Raw genomic sequence first — 17,600 nt, 5'->3', positions numbered from 1 at the left:
TGCCGGGCCTAGCCGAACGCGTCGATTTCCTCCAGGGACACGGCGTCCAGGACGCGGATCTCGTCGCCCAGGAGTGCCGGCGTCGCGAGGACGTCGCCGTCCGGGTGGACGTCCAGCACGATGAAGGGGATCAGGTCCTCGCCCTCGGGTGTCACGTCCCTGCCGCTGGGGTGGTGCCACACCCGGTTGTTGGTCAGCGACAACCCTTCGTCGTTCCGGTCACCGAGGTAGAGCCCGTAGACCAGACCGTGCACCGGGTTCGTCTCGATGTAGGAGAGCCTGCCTTCGGGCTCCTCCTCGGGTGCGTAGAGGTAGCCCTCGACCTCGTCGCCGGAGGAGATGACGGAGAGGTCGAAGACAGCGGCGCCGTCCTGGTGGATGCCGACCACGGTGTCCTCGTCCACGAAGGCGATCTCGTTCATACTGTTCGTGGTCAGCCAGCCGGAGGAGAACGCCTCCTCCCGGCTGTCGGTGTCCCACACCTTCAGGCTGAGAGCGGACTTGGCGGCCATCCGCGTCCCCTCGGGGGAGAGCCGGACGTTCCGGGCGCTGCTGGAGGAGTACCGGGTCGACACCTCTCCGGTGGCCAGGTCCACCGGGTAGATACCGACGAGGTCGTCATCCCACGTCGAGTCGCTGATGATCGCGCTCGCGCCGTCCGCGGAGAACGCCATGGAGGAGGCATTCCTGCCTTCGAGGTACACGTGGTGTTCCCCGGTCTCCAGGGAGTAGACATGGGCTCCGTCGTCCGAGCCGAGCCCGATGAGGCAGTCGTCCGGACTGAACACCACGGATCGCGCCGCGGTCTCCGGCACCGGGATATCAGCCAGGGCGACCCCCTCCTGCCAGTCCCACAGGGAGACGATGTGGTCCCGGCGCTGGACGGCCAGGACCGAGCCGTCGTTGGAGAAGTGGACCGACATGGCCTCACCCGTGAGGTCGGTCTCGTCGGTGACGGCTTCGGTGTACTCGGGGGCCAGGTCGGCGGTGGGGTCGCACCGTCCGTTTCTGTCAGAGAAGGCGCCCCCCTCGGTGCCCTCCTCGTCCGAACCCTCTGAACCGGCTGCCTCTGCGGCCTCGCCGTTCCCCTCTTCGCGGTCGAGCGGGCCTGTCACCGCCCACACACCGGCCCCGGCGACCAGGAGGAGGGCGGTCGCGGCGGCGCCGACCACGGCGAGGGTGCGACCCCTGCGGCTCTTCTCGGGTACCGGGGTGGTTTCCAGGAAGGGCCGCAGCACGGCGCGGTGGTCGTGCTCGAAGCCGTCCAGGACGGCGACGGCGATCTGCGGCAGCCACGCGCTCGCGGTCGCGGCGGGCGGCACGGGGCCGCCGAGCGCCTGGAGAACCTGGGTGGCGGTGGGCCTGCGGGCCGGGTCCTTGTCCAGGCAGGCGGTGAGCAGGTCGTTCAGGGACGCGGGCACCCCGTCCAGGTCCGGGGCCTGGTGACCGATCCGGTAGATCACCGCTGAGGGGTGTCCGTCGCCGAACGGTCCTCGACCGGTGAGGGCGAACACCAGGACGGCGCCGAGGGCGAACACGTCGACGGCCGGGCCGGACTCCTCACCCCGAGTGGTCTCCGGGGCGATGTAGCCGGGGGTACCGGCGAACTCCGCCGACTCCGCGCCGGGGGTCTCGTCCATGGCCCGGGAGATCCCGAGGTCGATCACCTTGGGGCCGGTCGCCGCGAGCAGCACGTTGCCAGGCTTGAGATCGCGGTGCACCACCCCGGAGGAGTGCAGGTGGGCAAGGGTCTGGGCGATCGAGCGGCCCAGGTACCGGACGGCGGGCTCCGGCAGGGCACCGATCCTTCGACTCATCTCCTGGAGGGACGGCCCCAGGACGAACTCGGTGGCGAACCACGGTGAGGAGCCGGTGGTGTCGGCGTCCAGGATCCGGGGCAGGTCGCCGCCGGTCACCTGCCGGGCCCGGTGGACCTCGCGGGCGAAGCGCTCGCGGAACTCGGGTTCGAAGGCGAACTCGGGCCGCACCACCTTGACCGCCACCGGCCGGTTGCCGGGGTCGATTCCCAGGTGGACGTGGCCCATGCCGCCGGAGCCCAGCGGGGAGACGATGCGGTAGGGGCCGATCCGTTCCGGTGGATCCGGGTGTGGGTGGGACATGGGAGCTCACGTTCTCGTCAGGCGGGTTTCCGGCGGTTGTCTGTTGGGGGGCGCGACGGGTCAGGGACAGTGGTTGAGGACTCCGCTCAGCTGATCTCGTTGATCACTTCGAGGGTCTCGGGGTCGAGGAGGAGCAGGGTGTCGCGCTGGAAGGCGGCGAGGGCCTCGCCGCCGGGGTGGACGGCGAGGCGGTCGATGAGCAGGGTGTCCCCGGAGGTCAGTTCCTCGCCGGTGGCCACGTCCCAGGCGCGTCCGCCCGAGTGGCCGGTGGCTGTGCTGCCCATCCCGGCGGAGTAGAGGGTCTGCCCGTCCGCGGAGAAGGCCAGGTTGGAGTAGCTGCGCCCGCCTTCGATCTCGAGGATGACCTTGCCTTCCTCATAGTCGTAGAGGGCGATGTCCCCCTCGTTCCGGTCCACCGCGAGAATCGGTTCGGTCGGGGAGAAGGCGGACGCGTGCCAGTTGCTGCTGAGGTCTCCGGAGGTCTCCGGTTCCTCCTCGATCACGCTGAGCACCTCCTCGCCGGTGGCCACGTCGTACAGCATCACCCGGGGATAGCCCTCCAGGATGCGGAGCCTCAGGTGGTCGCCGTCGGGGCTGAACTCGGTGTGGCCGACGTCGTTGTCCTGTTCGAGGGCGTGCATGATGGCGTCCGCCTCCCGGTCCCACACGTACACGGTCCGCTGGTCGTCACCGTGGGGGACGACCACCGAGACCAGGGAACCGTCGGGGCTGATGGAGGCGCCCCGGTAGTCGATGATGTCGTCCAGCTCCTCGGCCACGTCGAAGAGCTCGACCGTCTCCAGATCGGTGTCGAGGATGACCGCGGTGTCCGCGTAGGTGGCCACCATGGTTCCGTCGTCGGCGAGGTCGAAGGAGGTCGGCGTGGGGTTCAACCGGTGCTGGAACTCGCCGCTCTCCCAGTCCCAGAGGGTCATCGCCGACGTCGCTCTGACATAGATCCCGGAACCGTCCGGGGTGAACACCACGTCGCTGACGAAGCCGTCGAACCCGGTTTCGCCGTCCCAGTCCGCGGCCATGTCGTCCTGGTCGCCGAGGGACTCGGGGTCGGCCTCCCCGTCTGCTTCATCGGGCTCACCCGAATCGGAACCGGGGGCGGCCGTGCCCTCGTCGCCCTCCCCGTTCTCCCAGGGGGCGACCGCGGCCAGGCCGATGCCCGCGGCCAGGAGCAGCGCCGCCGCTCCTGCCCCGGCGGCGATGAGGCCGGTGCGCCGCCTTCCCTTCCTGGAGCCGCCCGGAGGCTGGTTCAGGGGAGTGGTGGTGTTCTGGAGTGGCCCGCTGGGGGAGGCCTGGACCACCTGGTGGGCCTCGTGTTGATGGGCGTTGATGGACTGGTTGACCTGGGCGGGGAGCCAGCCGTGTTCGGCGGAGGGGAGGGGGTCGGCGGACAGGACCCGGACGATCTCGTCGGAGGTGGGGCGCTCAGTGGGGTCCTTGGCCAGGCAGCGGGCGAGGAGGGGGCGCAGGGGTTCGGGGACGCCGTCCAGGTTCGGTTCCTGGCCGACGACCCGGGGCAGGACCTCGGCTGCCTTGCCGCTGCCGAAGGGCGGTCGGCCGGTGGCGGCGTAGACCACCACCCCGGCCAGGGAGAACACGTCGCTGGCCGGGCTGGTCTCCTGGCCCATGACCTGCTCGGGTGAGGTGTAGGAGGGGGTGCCGAAGGCCTGGCCGGTCTTGGTGAGGACGGTGCCCTCGACGGCGCGGGCGATGCCGAAGTCGATCACCTGGGGGCCGCGGGGGGAGAGGAGGACGTTGTCCGGTTTGAGGTCGCGGTGCATGAGTCCGGCGGCGTGTACCGCCTGGAGGGCGCGGGCCAGGCCGATGGTCAGGACGCGGAGCGAGGCCTCCGGGAAGGGGCCGTTCCCCTTGACCGCTTTGGTGAGGGTGGGGCCGGGGACGTACTCGGTGGCCATCCAGGGCAGGTCCGCGTGCGGGTCGGCGTCCACCACGTCGGGTGTGAAGGGGCCCTCGACCATCTGGGCGGTGCGGACCTCGCGGGCGAAGCGGGAGCGGAACTCCTGGTCCCGGGCCAGGTCCTCCTTGACCACCTTGAGCGCGGCCAGGCGGCCCTGCGGGGTGCGGGCCAGGTAGACCTCGCCCATGCCGCCCGCGCCGAGGCGGGCCAGGAGCCGGTGGGGGCCGATGTGGGCGGGGTCGCCGGAGGTCAGCGGATGCACGGGACGGGGTTCCTTCCAGGGGTTCCGTGAGGGTTGGGGAGCCGGGGGGGCGGTGAGGGGCGAGGGCCCGGGGCCTTGGCAGGTCCAGGGCGGGGCGAGCGGGCTATCCGGGGAACTCGTGGCGGATCTCGAAGGTTTCGCCGTCCAGGACGATGAAGCGGTCGTTGTCGGGTGCGGGTGTGAGGCTCACGATCACCTCGCCGTCCGGGTGGAAGGCCAGCGAGGAGTAGACCTCGACCGGTTCGTCGGTCAGCAGCTCCCCGGTGGCGGTGTCCCACACGTGGCCCCCGTGGGGTTCGTACGCCGTCGTCCCGCTGGCGGCCAGCCGGGACCCGTCGTTGGAGAAGTGGATTTCGTACAGGTGCTGTTCGGGCTCCGGGGCCTCCATACGCTGGACCTCGCCGGTCGAGAGGTCGTACAGGACGAGATCGCTGTCGCTGGTCTTGACGGCCAGTACGGACGGGTCCGTGGGGTGGAACTCCGCGTACCTCATGATGGGCCAGCTTTCGCGTTCCTCGAAGACGTCGGGGACGTCGTCGTTGGGGAACTCCACGACGACCTCTTCGGTGGTCAGGTCCCACACGGTCGCCCGCCGGTCCCACCCGTCCTCGGTCCGCTCGTCCGTGGTCATGTTGGTGTACAGGAGGGTGCCGTCTGCGTTGATGACGGGATCACTGCTGCGGTCGTCGGCCGCGAACTCGAACTCCACTTCCCCCGTCTCCAGGTTCCATACCTGGACCAGGGGGTTGCCACCGTCGTCGACGGCCGAGACCGACAGTCGGGTGCCGTCGTCGGTCAGACTGGGGTTGTTCCAGCTGTCGCGGTCGGGCGGCCGGAAATCGTGGGTGATCTCCAGGTCGGGCCCCCAGATCGAGAGGGCGTTGAAGTAGGTGGCCACGATGGTGCCGTCGGTCCCCACGGTCAGGTTGTTGGGCTCGGTGGCGATACTGGCCAGCTCCTCGCCGGTCTCCCAGTCCACCTGGACCAGCCGACCGCTTCCGGCGACGTAGACGCTCTCCCCGTCGGGGGCGAACGCGACATCGAAGAGGCCGCTGTTGAAGACCGGCGAGAGATCGTCCGCGGCCGCTGGGCTCTCGTGTTCCCCAGAGCTCTCGGAGTCCTCGGCCACGGTGCTCGGCGCATCGGTCTCCCCGCCCGCGACGCCCTCTTCCGGCCAGGGGGAGCCCGCCAGGAGACCGACCGTGCCGACCATCGTGGCCACGGCCAGCGCGGCCGCTCCGGCGATGAGCAGGGTGCGGCCCCGGCCTCCCGGGGGCGGGGTGAGCGGTGCCGGATCGCTGCCCTGGGGCCTGGTGCCCCCGGGCCCGGCGGGTCCTTCGGGTCCGGGCCCGGTGGCGGCTGTGGGCGGAGCCGCGTCGACCGCAGCGCGGGTGTCCGAGTGGTGGGCCTCGATGGACTGGTGGACCCGGGGCGGGAGCCAGCCGTGTGCGGCGGAGGGCAGGGGTTCGGCGGAGAGGAGCTGGACGAGTTCGTCGGCGGTGGGCCGTTCCGCGGGGTCCTTGGCCAGGCAGCGCCCCAGGAGCGGGCGCAGGTTCTCGGGCACCTCGTGCAAGTCGGCCCGGCCGCCCACCACCCTGGCCATGAGTTCGGCCGCCTTGCCGCTGCCGAAGGGGGCCTGGCCGGTGGCGGCGTAGACCACTACACCGGCCAGGGAGAACACGTCGGCGGCCGGTCCGACCGTCTTGCCGATGACCTGCTCGGGCGAGGTGTAGGAGGGGGTGCCGAAGCTCTGGCCGGTCTTGGTGAGGACGGTGCCCTCGACGGCGCGGGCGATACCGAAGTCGATCACCTGGGGGCCGCGCGGCGACAGCAGCACGTTGCCGGGTTTGAGGTCGCGGTGCATCAGCCCGGTGGCGTGGATCGCCTGGAGGGCGCGGGCCAGACCCAGGGCGAGGACCCGCAGCGAGTCCTCCGGGAAGGGGCCGTTCTCCCGGACCGCTTCCTTGAGGGTGGGCCCGGGGACGTACTCGGTGGCCATCCACGGCACTGCGGCCCCGGGGTCGGCGCTGAGCACCGCGGGGGTGAAGGGGCCGCGCACGCGCTGGGCGGTGCGGACCTCGCGGGCGAACCGGGCCCGGAACTCGGGGTCGTGCGCGAGTTCGTCGCGGACCACCTTGAGCGCGGCCAGCCCGTCGGCGGGGGTGCGCACGAGCAGGACCTCGCCCATGCCGCCCGCGCCGAGGCGGGCCAGGACCTCGTGGGGGCCGACACGGACGGGGTCGGCGGGGGTCAGGGGGCGCACTGCTGCTCAGCTCCTCAGGGTGCGGGGATCGGGTACCAGTCTGCCCGGTTTGGTGGGCTTTCTGTCCCTCGGGGCCCCGTCTGTGTCACCCTGGGTCCCCCGTGGATGTCTCTGAGCTGTCACACCCGCGTCCTGGCCTGACCCCCTCCCCGGAGGCTCCTCCGCGGCTGAGCCGCTACCGCTACCGCTACCGCTACCGCTGTCGCTGTCGCTGTCGCGGTCAGCTGAGCCGTTCGACGATCTCGAAGGTGTCGGGGTCGATCAGGACCAGGTCGCTGTCCTGCACTGTGACAGCGGCCAGGACCTCGCCGTCCGGGTGCGGGACGATCGTCCGGTAGCCCCCGCTCGCCTCGATGCCCTCGGTGATGTCCTCACCGGTCGACAGGTTCCAGACCTGGTTGCGGTAGTACCAGCCGCCCCCCGCCGACTTCACCTGCCAGGTCGTGTACACGCGGTCGTGCCCGGAGTCCACGAAGAGGTGGACGAACAGGGGGGCGTCATCGGTCTCGAACTCGTCCCGGGTGAAGGAGGTGACCTCGTCACCGGTGATGTAGTCACTGATGACGACCCGGTTCTCATGGAGGTAGGCCACCTGCGTCTCGCCGGGTACGGCCGCCAACCTGGTGGTGCTGTTCCCCTGGAGCACGTTGACCTCCTCACCGGTACCCGCGTTCCAGATGAAGACCTCTCTCAGGTCCTTGGTGGCGAAGTGCTCGTCGTCCAGGAAAACGGTCCCGTAATGCAGCCCTTCGGCCATCGGCTCGCCCTGCTCACCGGTGGCGGTGTCGGTCACCACCGTGCTCATCTCTCCGAAGGAGGCGGTCAGGGTCACGGCCAGCCGGCTGCCGTCAGGGGAGAAGTCCGCGGAGTTCACCTCCACCGGTTTCAGCATCCACCGGTCGTTGTCGTCCGGTCCCTCCTGTGCTCCGAGGTGCTGGGTGGAGGTGCCGGCGGCCAGGTCGTAGGTGTACGCGAGACGCACCGGGTACTCACGGTTCTCGTAGTCGACGGCCTCGGCGGCGGCCACGGTGCAGCCGACCGGGGCGAACACCGGGTCGACGGTGAAGGTCGAGTCCGATGTCGGCCGGGCGATCTCCTCGCCCGCCGACCAGTCCCAGACGGTGAGACCTGAGGACGAGGTCGCGACGAGGACGCCCCCGTCCGGGGAGAACACGGGGTCCCAGAACCTGGTGTCCTCGGGAAGCGGCTCCTCGGGTGCGGGAAACCCCAGGCCGTCCAGGCATCCTGCCTCGGTGATCAGCCCGCCGCCCTCGTCCCCGCCCGCGCCGGTGCTCCGCGGGTCCTGCTCCGGGTCGCCGCCGATCCGGCCGTAGGCGAACACCGTTCCTGCGGTCGCGAGCACCGCTAGGGCCAGGGCGCCCGCGCCCGCCGCCATGAGGCGGCCGCGCCTGCGGGCGGGCGGTCCGTCGCCCCCGGGCGACTCGCGCGGGGTGAGGGCGGCGGTGCTCAGCATCGACCGCTGCGTGTCGGCGACCGCGTCGATCGCGGACTGGACCACGGGCGGCCAGGCCGGGGGCACCGCGGGCCCGCCCAGCATCTGGACCAGGTCGTGTGCGCTGGGCCGCAGCCGGGGGTCGCGTTTGAGGCAGGTGTCGATCAGCCCGCGCAACTGGAGGGGGACCTTGGCGAGGCCGTCGGGCCCCTCTACGCCGCTGGCGGCGAAACACAGGGTGGAGGCCCACGAGAACACGTCCGTGGCCGGAGTGGCACCGCCCTCGGGCGCGGCGAACGCGGGGTGGGGCGCGCGCTGCTCGGTGCCGCTGATCGCCCACTCCAGGCCGGGGTCGGCCAGCAGCGCGGTCCGGCTGGACAGGAGGACCCCGTCCGGCCACAGCGAACCGTGCGTGCGGCGGGTGGCGTGCAGGTCGGCCAGCCCCTGGGCGAGGGCCAGGGCGAGCGGGTGCAGGGCCTCGGCCGGCAGGGGGCCGTCGCGGCGGATCAGCTCGGCCAGGCTGGGGCCGAGCGGTCGGGACACCGCGACCCACGGCACGGCCCCGCTCAGGTCGGCGTCACGGACCAGGCACACGTGGGAGCTGCTCAGCCCGTGGGCGGCCTCCACCTCGTGGGTGAAGGAGGACCGGAAGGCCGGGTCGGTGGCGTACTCCGGCCGGACGATCTTCACCGCGACCGGGTCCTCGACCCCGGCGGCTCCCAGGTAGACCCGTGCGTAGGCGTCCTCGCCCAGGCGGGCGTACAGGCGGTGGGGGCCGGCGGAGGGCGGGTCGTGCGGGTGGAGAGGGAACATGGGCCTTCCCGGTTCGGGGAGCGGTGGGGTGGTGCGGCGCAGCGGGGAACCGTGCTGCCGAGGTGCTGGGGAAGCTGAGTGGGAGTCGGGTCTGGACGAGGGGTGGGCAGGCGGTGCGCGGCGATCCCCGACCGACGAGGAACGCCGCCTACTCGGTTAGAAGCGGTCGATGATGCGCAGTTCCTGCGCGTCCACGACCCACATGCCGTTGCCGGTGGCGGGGACGCCGATGATGACCTCACCCTCCGGGTGGACGGCGATCTCCCACAGGTAGCCCTCGTCGGACTCCGCGGTCAGCTCCTCGCCGGTGGAGTACTCCCAGACCTTCATGAACCCGTTCTCGGGCTCGCGGATCGAAGTGAGGTAGGTGGCGTAGACCCGGTCGGCTTCCACGCTGTACCTGTAGTCGTACATCGACATGCCCTCGTCCAGGTCCTCGGCGATGAACGAGGTGCTCCGGCTGGTGTCGGAGATGACGTTCTGGCTGTGCAGGCCGTTGACGTCGGGGTAGACCAGGGTCTCCTCGTCGGCGAAGCTCAGCGCCCGGGGGTTGGTCCTCGGGATGTCCTCGGCCGAGGCGACTTCCTCCCCGGTCTCGGTGTCCCACACCGACACGCGGCTGAGGCCGCCCTGGGCGGCGATGTACCTGCCCTCCGGGGAGACGGCCACGGAGTCGATGGTGCTCCCGACCTCGCTGTAGGCGGCGGCCACCCCGCCGGTCTCCAGGTCGTACACCACCACGCCGGATTCCAGCTGGAAGTCGCGGTTGCCGACGACCAGTTGGGCGTTGTCGGGAGTGAAGGCGACCGCGCCGACCTCGTGTCCCTCGGCGAGTACGGCCACCTCCCCGCTCTCCAACGAGTACACGTACGCGCCGTCGTCGGAGGCGTAGGCCAGGAGGCAGTCGTTGGAGCTGAAGACGGGGTGCCCGGCCAGCGGCGCGATCTCGGCCTCGATGAGCGCGAGCTCCTCCTGCTCGCGCCAGTCCCACAGGGCGACCCCGCCGGTCCCGGCCACCGCGAGGACCTCGCCGTCGCTGGAGAACCCGGTGACGAAGACCCCGTCGTCGTTGTTGGGCGGGGTCATCTCCTCGTTGGCGGCCTCGGTGTACTCGGGTGCCAGGTGCTCGGAGGGGTCGCAGACGTCCCGCTCCGGGATCCCCGCCTCCTCTTCGGAGGCGGCGTCGCCGGAGCCGATCAGCCCGGCGTCCCGCGCGGCCCACACACCGATCCCGGCCACCATGACCAGGGCGGCGGCCGCGGCGCCGACGATCATCAGGCGGCGGCCCCGGGTGCCCTTCCCGGTGGACAGGGGCGCCGACCGCACCGCGGTCTCGTACTCCCGGGCGACCCCGTCGATCCGCGCGGCGGCGGCCGGGGGCAGCCATTCGGCCGTGGACGCGGCGGGCGCCGTGGGGCCGCCGAGCGCCTGGAGGACCTGGGCGGCGTTGGGCCGCCGGGTGGGGTCCTTCTCCAGGCAGGCGGTGATGACGCCGCGCAGCGACGCCGGGACCCCTTCGAGGTCGGGCTCCAGGTTGCTGATCCGGTAGAGCACCGCAGAGGGATGGCCGTCGCCGAACGGGCCGCTGCCGGTGAGCGCGTGCACCAGGACCCCGCCGAGCGCGAAGACGTCGGCGGCCGGGCCGGTCTCCTCCCCGTCCACGGCCTCGGGGGCCATGTACCCCGGGGTGCCGATGATGCGCTCCTCCTCGGCGCCCTGGGAGTCCTCCATCGCGCGGGCGATACCGAAGTCGATCACCTGGGGGCCCGCGGCGGAGACCATGACGTTGCCGGGCTTGAGGTCGCGGTGGACCAGGCCGGTGGCGTGCACCCGCTCCAGGGCCTGGGCGATCCCGCGGCCCATGAAGCGCACCGCGTCCTCGGGCAGGGCGCCGGTGTCCTGGACCAGGTCCTGGAGGGAGGGGCCCATGACGTACTCGGTGGCCAGCCACGGGGTCTGGCCGGAGGTGTCGGCGGACAGCACCCGGGGCGTGTAGTTGCCGTAGACCCGCTGGGCGAGTTCGAGTTCGCGGGCGAAGCGCTCACGGAAACCGGGGTCGTAGGCGTACTCGGCGCGGACGACCTTCACCGCGGCGGGGAAGCCCGAGGGGTCCAGTCCGAGGTAGACGCGGCCCATACCGCCGGAGCCAAGCAGGGCGACGACACGGTAGTGGCCGACCTGCTTCGGGTCGTTGGGGGCGGGTTGCTGCATGGTGCCTTCCGGGAGGTCAGTTCACTTCGGCGACGACGTTGAAGTCGGCGTCCAGGATGCGGATGGTGTGGACGCCGCCCTCGGAGACGGCGGTGGCGATGTGCTCGCCGTCGGGGTGGACGCCGACCGGGACGTTGAGGGTGAGGCCGTCGGTCGGGACGAGGTCACCGCTCTCGGCGTCCCAGACCAGCCCCGGCACGTCGCTGAACTCCGAGGTGGCGCCGTAGACCAGGGAGCCGTCGGCGGAGAACTCGACCTCGGTGAGCTCGTTGTACGTCAGGCCGGCGGACTCCAGATCGCGGATCTCACCGGTCCCGATGTCCGCGATGTGGGCCTCGGTGCGGTCGGTGACCATGGCCAGGCTCGTGCCGTCCGGGGACAGCGAGACGGAGTAGTACTCGGCGCCGTCGAAGCGCTGGAGTTCCTCGCCGGTCTCGGGGTCCCAGACGACCGCGGCGATGTGGGGGGAGTAGCCGGGTTCGGTGACCACGCCTACCAGCGCGGAATCGTCGTGCGTGTAGAAGAGGTCGGTCAGGCGGCCCTCAACGGCGAACTCGCTCTGCAGCTCACGGGTCTGGACGTCCCACACCTGTATGTTCGGTTCGCCGTCGACGGTGCCGTCGTCCGAGCCGATGGTGGCGACCAGGGTGCTGTCGGAGTTCAGCGCGGGCATGTCGAACTGGCCGCGTTCCTCGCCGTCGTCATTGCCGATCACGGCGATCCGGTTGTCGCTGCCGCCTTCCCACACCGCGATGTGGTTGAGGGCGGTGCCCGCGACGAAACCGTTCGGGGTCATCATGGCGCCGGTCGGGGTGGGGGTGTAATGGTCGAGTGAGACCCCCTCCCGCCAGTTCCAGGAGGAGAGGGTGTTGGAACCGAAGACATGGAGTTCCTCCCCGTCCTCGGAGAATCCGAGGCTGTAGAGGAAGCCCTGTAGGGCGCTGTCGTCGAGTTCGCTTCGTTCGCCCGCCGCCTCGCCCCCGCCTCCCTCCGTTTCGCCGTCGCTGCCGTCGCTTTCGGGTCCGCCCCCGGTCTCGTCACCGCCCGCGACGTCCTCGGAGGAGCCGTCGGAGCCGAGGGGCAGGGCGTTCAGGGCCAGCGCGCTGCCGCCCAACAGGATGAGGGCGGCGGCAGCGGCGGCCACGATCACCGTGGTCCGGCTCCGCCACCAGGGGCGCGCGCTCTGCTCGTTGCCGTTCCCGCCGGGGCCGGGGACGCCAGAACCCGAACCGGGCCCGCCGGGCCCGCCAGGTCCGCTGGTTCCGGTTAATGCCGCATGCGGACCGCTGCCCGCGGCCATGGGAGCGGTGGTGTGCTCGGCCGCCTCCGCCCGCTGGGTCTCACTCGCCTTGACGTTGATCTGCTGGTTGACCTGCGAGGGCAGCCAGCCGTGTTCGGCTGACGGTAGCGGTAGCCCGGAGAGCTCCTGGAGGACGGTGTCGGCGTCCGGACGCTGGCTCGGGTCCTTGGCGAAGCACCGGGCGAGCAGGTCGCGCAGCGGGCCCTCGGGGACGGACTCCAGGAGGGGGTCGCCCTTCATCACCTTGGTCAGGGTGCTGATCGGGGTGCCCTCACCGAACGGCGGCTTCCCGCTGGCCGCGAAGAGTACGGCTCCCGCCATGGAGAAGACGTCGGCGCGGGGTGTGACGTTCTGCCCGGTGATCTGTTCGGGGGAGGTGTAGGCGGGGGTGCCGAAGGTTTGGCCGGTGCGGGTGAGGACGGTGCCTTCGACGGCGCGGGCGATGCCGAAGTCGATGACCTGGGGGCCGCGTGGGGAGAGCAGGATGTTGCTGGGTTTGAGGTCGCGGTGCATGAGCCCGGCGGTGTGGATGGTGTGGAGGGCGCGGGCCATGCCCAGGGTGAGGACGCGGAGAGACTCTTCGGGGAAGGGGCCGTTTTCCCGGACGGCTTCCTTGAGGGTGGGGCCGGGGACGTATTCGGTGGCCATCCAGGGTGCGGGGGCGTCGGGGTCGGCGTCCACGACGGCGGGGGTGAAGGGTCCGTGTACGCGTTGGGCGGTGCGGACCTCGCGGGCGAAGCGGGCGCGGAACTGGATGTCGTGGGCCAGGTCCTCCTTGACGACCTTGAGGGCGCACAGGTGTCCGTCGGGGGTGCGGGCGAGGTAGACCTTGCCCATGCCGCCCGCACCGAGGCGTGCGAGGAGGCGGTGCGGCCCGATGGCGTGCGGGTCGTCGGAGGAGAGGGGTTGCACGGCGGTGGGGATCCTTACTGCGTGCGGACGCGAGGGGACGCGACTGTGTTCCGGCAGGTCCAGGGGGTAACCGAGGGGAGAAGTTCTACCCCGCCAATGTAGCTGGTTGGTGACAAAGCACCCAGATGTGTGTCCTGATCCGGCCGGTTTCGGAGTGAACTGCCGCGGTGCCGGGACTCGGCAGGGGGTGTGGGTGGTGGACCACCGGGTGTGAGCAGTGGACCGGTGGAATCGGTGGATCTAGGGGCGCGCGGGCCCGGCGTCCCAGCGGTGGGGGTCGAACATGCCGACGGGGAGGTCGGTGTGTCCGTCGCGTGCCAGCTCCGCCACGGCCCGGCCGACCGCCGACGCGAACTTGAAGCCGTGCCCGGAGAAGCCCCCGGCCAGGACCAGCCCGGGGAGCTCGTCGCGGCGGCCGATGAGGAAGTGCTCGTCGGGGGTCATCGTGTACATGCAGGAGGCCATGCGTTCGGGCAGCGGCGCCACCCCGCGCAGCCCGGCGGCGAGTTCGCCCAGCCGGTGCGCGTCGGCCGCGTCCGGGGGACGGGGGCCGGCGTCGGGGTCGACCGGCTCGCCCCACTGGGCGCCGGGCGGGCGAACAGCGGCCGATCGGACCTCGGGGGACTCCGCGTGCACGCCGATCTTCACGGTGCGGCCGCCGTCCATGCTGGGGAAGCCGTACCAGAGGGTGCCGTCGGGCTCGTCCCGGGCGAAGACGGGTTCGGGGTGCGCGGTACGGGGAGCGGGTTCGGTGATGCGGAACCAGCCGAGCACGCGGCGTTCCACCCGGACCCCGCCGCCCAGGTCGGCGATCCCCGGCAGGAGCCCGGGCAGCCAGGCCCCGGCGGTGACGATGACGCGCCGGGCGCGGATCTGGGTGTCACCGACCCACACCCGGGGGCTGTCGGGGTCGGGTTCGATGCGGGTGACGGCCTGGTGGTTCCACACGCGGGCGCCGGACTGCCGGGCCAGGCGGACGGCGGCCAGGATCGAGGCCTCGGGCAGGACCACACCGGCGGCGTCCTCGAAGACGCCCACCTCGTCGGAGCGCATGACGTGCCGGGGGTGGCGTTCGGCCAGGGCGGTGGGAGAGAGGTGTTCGTGGGCCAGCCCGTGGTGTTCGGCGGCGGCGATGGAACCGCTGATCGCGCCGGAGTCGGGCCTGCCGAGCATGAGCGCGCCGGAGCGGATGACCAGCGGGGAGCCGGCGGCCTCCTCCAGCTCGGCCCAGGCGCGCCAGGCGGCCTGGACGAAGGGCACGTACTCCGCGCCCTCGAGGTAGGAGGTCCGGATGATGCGGGACTCGCCGTGGCTGGAGCCGCGGTCGTGCCCGGGGGAGAACTGCTCGACCCCGATGACGTCGACCCCGTCCCGGGCCAGCCGCCACAGTGCCTGGGAACCCATCGCGCCCAGACCGACCACGACGGTGTCGGCGTACGCGGTCACGGGGCGGAAACGGGGGAAGGCGCGGGCACTTCTCAGGCGGCGATCGGCTGGCGGTGCGTGTAGTAGTGCGGGGGCTCCGGAACCTGGGCGAACGGGTTCAGCAGAGCGGCGGCACCGGCGGGGTCGTTCGCGGGGTGGGAGACCGTGCTGCCCTGGAAGAGGTCGTTCCAGAAGAAGCGGCCGTCGCGGCACCAGACGTTGACGTCGCGCATGACGGAGGCGACGGCCATCTCGGAGGTGCCGGACCAGTACAGGGGACGGGAGGCGACCGGGGCCAGCTCGCCCAGCAGCGCCGTGATCGCGCGCTCGGCGCAGAAGGCGTGGCGGGGCTTGTGCTTGATTCGTCTGGCGAGAGCCGACTTCGCCCGGGAGGCCCGGGGGTTGTTCAGGCGCCAGTGACTCAAGGTCGTCTCCAGTGTGTGTCGGGATACCGCGGGTGTGCTGACCGTGTGTGCTTGTTGCGGCCACGTCGCCGCGGTGCGAGTTCTGTTCACCGCGCCGTTGCCGGTCGTTGGTGACGTCCCTCCGCGAAGTTGGCCAGGAGCGAACTATGCCGTTACCTCGTAGTTATTCTTCGCGTTCCGGATGCTAGCAGCAACTGACCCCCCGTAGTCGAGGCTTCAAAGTGTGACGCATATCACAATTAACAAATGCGTATCGACCTGTTTGAGGCAAGAACTCGCAGTTCAACTTACCTTTTTCGAACACCAGTCTACGTTGTCATTTCGAGATAAAGGGACTGTAGTCCCGTGTTGCTTGTCGGGAGTCTCACCCGGTTTGGCAACCCCTGGCGCATCTGTGCTGACTCATAGTGACTTTGCGCAGGTTGCCGGGCCTTTACCTGTGTGCGGTGGATCTTTACCGGTTGCGCACCCGCTGCCATCAGGGGCATTCCCATCCGTTTTGCGTGCCGGGTCACCCCGGTGTAAGGGGCGGTCGAGCGTCTGGAGGACACTGGAGGGCGGCGCAGACAAGGGAAGAAGCAGCGAAGTGACACAAACATCCGGTGACTGGACATCTGTGCGTGGTTCCGCGGAGCCCCCGCGGCGCGCGGAGCGGACGCGGACCGGCCCCACGGAGCCGGGCGGCGGCGCTCGCGCCTGGCTGGTGTGGGGCGTCGCGGTGGGCGGCTACTTCCTCGCCATGCTGCACCGCAACGGCCTGGGCGTCGCGGCCCTGGAGGCGCAGAGCAGGTTCGACGTCGGTCCCGCCCTCCTGACACTGCTGCCGATGCTCCAGCTCCTGGTGTACGTCCTGCTCCAGGTGCCCGCCGGACTGCTCGCCGACCGCCTCGGCCCCCGGTTCACGCTGGTCATCGGCATGGTCGCGATGACCCTGGGCTCCTGCCTGTTCGCCCTCGCCCCGGGGATCGAGCTCGCGGTGGCCGGACGCTTCCTCATCGGCCTCGGCGACGCGCTGGTCTTCCTCAACGTCATCCGACTCGCCGCCCTGTGGTTCCCCCGGGCACGCTACGCGCTGGTCAGCGGCCTGACCGGGGTGGTCGGCGGCGCCGGCCAGGTGGCCAGCGCCGCGCCCCTGGCCTGGGCCCTCACCAGCGTCGGCTGGGTAGCGGCCTTCCTCGCCACCACGGGGATCACCGTCCTGATGGCGCTGCTCGTCCTCCTGGTGGTCCGAGACCGCCCCTCCGGCGCCGCGGGGCGCTCCACCGTCGCCGACCCCATCCCCCTCTGGTCGGCCCTCAGAGAGGCGGTGAGGGCGGACGGGCCCCGAATCGGCATGGCGCACCACGCGGCCGTCATGGCGCCGTTCACGATGATGATGGTGCTGTGGGGCTACCCGTTCCTCGTGGGCGGTCTGGGGCTGCCTGAGAGCACCGCCGCCCTCACCCTCACCGGACTCGCGGCCGGGGCCCTCTGGATGGCCCCCGTCGCCGGCGCCCTGATCGGCCGCTGGCCGGGCATCCGGGTGTACTTCGCGCTCGTCCTCGGCGGTTCCCTGAGCCTGGGATGGCTCCTGCTGGTCGTGTGGCCGGGCGGCGTACCGCTCCCGCTCGGCGTCACGGTGCTGGCGGTGAGCGCGCTCGGCCAGACCATGGCGCCCACCATCTCCTTCGACTTCGCCCGCGACGGCATCCCCGCCAGCCGCACCGGCGTGGCCTCGGGCCTGGTCAACATGACCGGCTTCACCACCGCCGTCGTGTGCACGGTGGCGGCCGGGGCCATCCTCCAGGTCGTTCCCGACTACCAGCTGGCCTTCATCCCGATGGCGGTCACCACGATCCTCTCCACCGCGGTGCTCGCTCTGTTTATCCGGCGACGGGTCTAGGGAACGTCAGTACTTGAGAAGCTCGACACAGGGACATCGCGGGACTCTTCCTTGCAACACGAGGAGGGCACGTGTTCGGGTTCGGTCTGTTACTGGCCCTTCTGGGAGCGGGCCTGGTCATCGTGTGGACGCAGAGCCCCAGAACTCCGGAGACGGAGGAGACCCGCTACCTGCTGAAGTCGTGCGCGGTGGCAGCCTTCGCCCTCGCCTGGTTCTTCGTGGTGCTGGCCCTGCTCTTCGGCGCCTGACGCCCCGGGGCCAGCCCGCAGCCGTCACCTGTCGGCCTCCGGCCGGTTCCCCCAGCCCTGCGCCCAGCGCTTGGACGTGTCGCGGCCGGTCACGCGCCCGAACGGAAAAGCGGCGGCGAGGTCGGTGGTGGTGTCTGGGGTCGGGTGCCTGTTTCGGTCCTCTGTTTGAAGATGATCTTGCTACCAGGAGCAAGTTCGGCGCCGAACTTGCTCCTGGTAGCAAGATCATCGGGGATACAGGGGTTTCGGAAGCAGCGGACAGTTTCGGGTGCGGGTTTCGGGTGCCATCCCCACTCTGAAACCGTCCCCGCTTGCCCTGCCTGCTCTCGCCCGGGGGAGGCAGCCTGTGCCCC

The 17,600-nt window shown here is 71.1% G+C and carries 10 protein-coding genes; 2 read left to right on the top strand and 8 right to left on the bottom strand.

Going from position 1 to position 17,600, the window contains the following annotated elements; all coding sequences use genetic code 11:
• Positions 1 to 8: 8 nt before the first annotated feature.
• From NE857_RS32880 to NE857_RS32845, 8 genes are all read right to left on the bottom strand, one after another.
• The gene (locus NE857_RS32880) at positions 9 to 2,120 is read right to left on the bottom strand and encodes a serine/threonine-protein kinase (protein ID WP_254419106.1); all 2,112 of its coding nucleotides are present in this window, start codon (positions 2,118 to 2,120) and stop codon (positions 9 to 11) included.
• A gap of 86 nt (positions 2,121 to 2,206) precedes the next feature.
• Complete coding sequence (locus NE857_RS32875; protein ID WP_254419105.1) at positions 2,207 to 4,315, bottom strand: WD40 repeat domain-containing serine/threonine protein kinase; 2,109 nt, start codon at positions 4,313 to 4,315, stop codon at positions 2,207 to 2,209.
• A gap of 103 nt (positions 4,316 to 4,418) precedes the next feature.
• A complete protein-coding gene (locus NE857_RS32870; protein WP_254419104.1) occupies positions 4,419 to 6,578 on the bottom strand; it encodes a serine/threonine-protein kinase in 2,160 nt (719 codons plus the stop codon).
• 220 nt (positions 6,579 to 6,798) lie between these two features.
• Positions 6,799 to 8,844: a protein kinase gene (locus tag NE857_RS32865; protein ID WP_254419103.1), complete on the bottom strand. Its 2,046-nt coding sequence runs from the start codon at positions 8,842 to 8,844 to the stop codon at positions 6,799 to 6,801.
• Between the two features lie 156 nt (positions 8,845 to 9,000).
• Complete coding sequence (locus NE857_RS32860) at positions 9,001 to 11,055, bottom strand: serine/threonine-protein kinase (RefSeq protein WP_254419102.1); 2,055 nt, start codon at positions 11,053 to 11,055, stop codon at positions 9,001 to 9,003.
• 16 nt (positions 11,056 to 11,071) lie between these two features.
• A complete protein-coding gene (locus tag NE857_RS32855; RefSeq protein WP_254419101.1) occupies positions 11,072 to 13,267 on the bottom strand; it encodes a WD40 repeat domain-containing serine/threonine protein kinase in 2,196 nt (731 codons plus the stop codon).
• Between the two features lie 240 nt (positions 13,268 to 13,507).
• Positions 13,508 to 14,713: an N-methyl-L-tryptophan oxidase gene (gene solA / locus NE857_RS32850; RefSeq protein ID WP_301184281.1), complete on the bottom strand. Its 1,206-nt coding sequence runs from the start codon at positions 14,711 to 14,713 to the stop codon at positions 13,508 to 13,510.
• Positions 14,714 to 14,745: 32 nt separating this feature from the next.
• Positions 14,746 to 15,117, bottom strand: coding sequence for a hypothetical protein (locus NE857_RS32845; RefSeq protein WP_254419100.1), 372 nt, complete (start codon positions 15,115 to 15,117; stop codon positions 14,746 to 14,748).
• Positions 15,118 to 15,820: 703 nt separating this feature from the next.
• On the opposite strand from NE857_RS32845, the gene NE857_RS32840 reads away from it, so the two are divergent.
• Positions 15,821 to 16,999 (top strand): MFS transporter, encoded by a 1,179-nt coding sequence (locus tag NE857_RS32840; protein ID WP_301184371.1) that lies wholly within the window; start codon positions 15,821 to 15,823, stop codon positions 16,997 to 16,999.
• A gap of 71 nt (positions 17,000 to 17,070) precedes the next feature.
• The gene (locus NE857_RS32835) at positions 17,071 to 17,247 is read left to right on the top strand and encodes a hypothetical protein (protein WP_254419099.1); all 177 of its coding nucleotides are present in this window, start codon (positions 17,071 to 17,073) and stop codon (positions 17,245 to 17,247) included.
• The last annotated feature ends 353 nt before the right edge of the window (positions 17,248 to 17,600 follow it).

The organism is Nocardiopsis exhalans (assembly GCF_024134545.1).
Lineage (GTDB): Bacteria > Actinomycetota > Actinomycetes > Streptosporangiales > Streptosporangiaceae > Nocardiopsis > Nocardiopsis exhalans.
The sequence above is the reverse complement of the archived record's forward strand: the minus strand, read 5'-3'. Positions and strand labels throughout refer to the sequence as shown.

What these genes read in the sequence shown, in the direction of transcription:
- NE857_RS32880 (WP_254419106.1), bottom strand. Translation starts at nt 2,120, where the DNA reads ATGTCCCACCCACACCCGGATCCACCGGAACGGATCGGCCCCTACCGC.
- NE857_RS32865 (WP_254419103.1), bottom strand. Translation starts at nt 8,844, where the DNA reads ATGTTCCCTCTCCACCCGCACGACCCGCCCTCCGCCGGCCCCCACCGC.
- NE857_RS32860 (WP_254419102.1), bottom strand. Translation starts at nt 11,055, where the DNA reads ATGCAGCAACCCGCCCCCAACGACCCGAAGCAGGTCGGCCACTACCGT.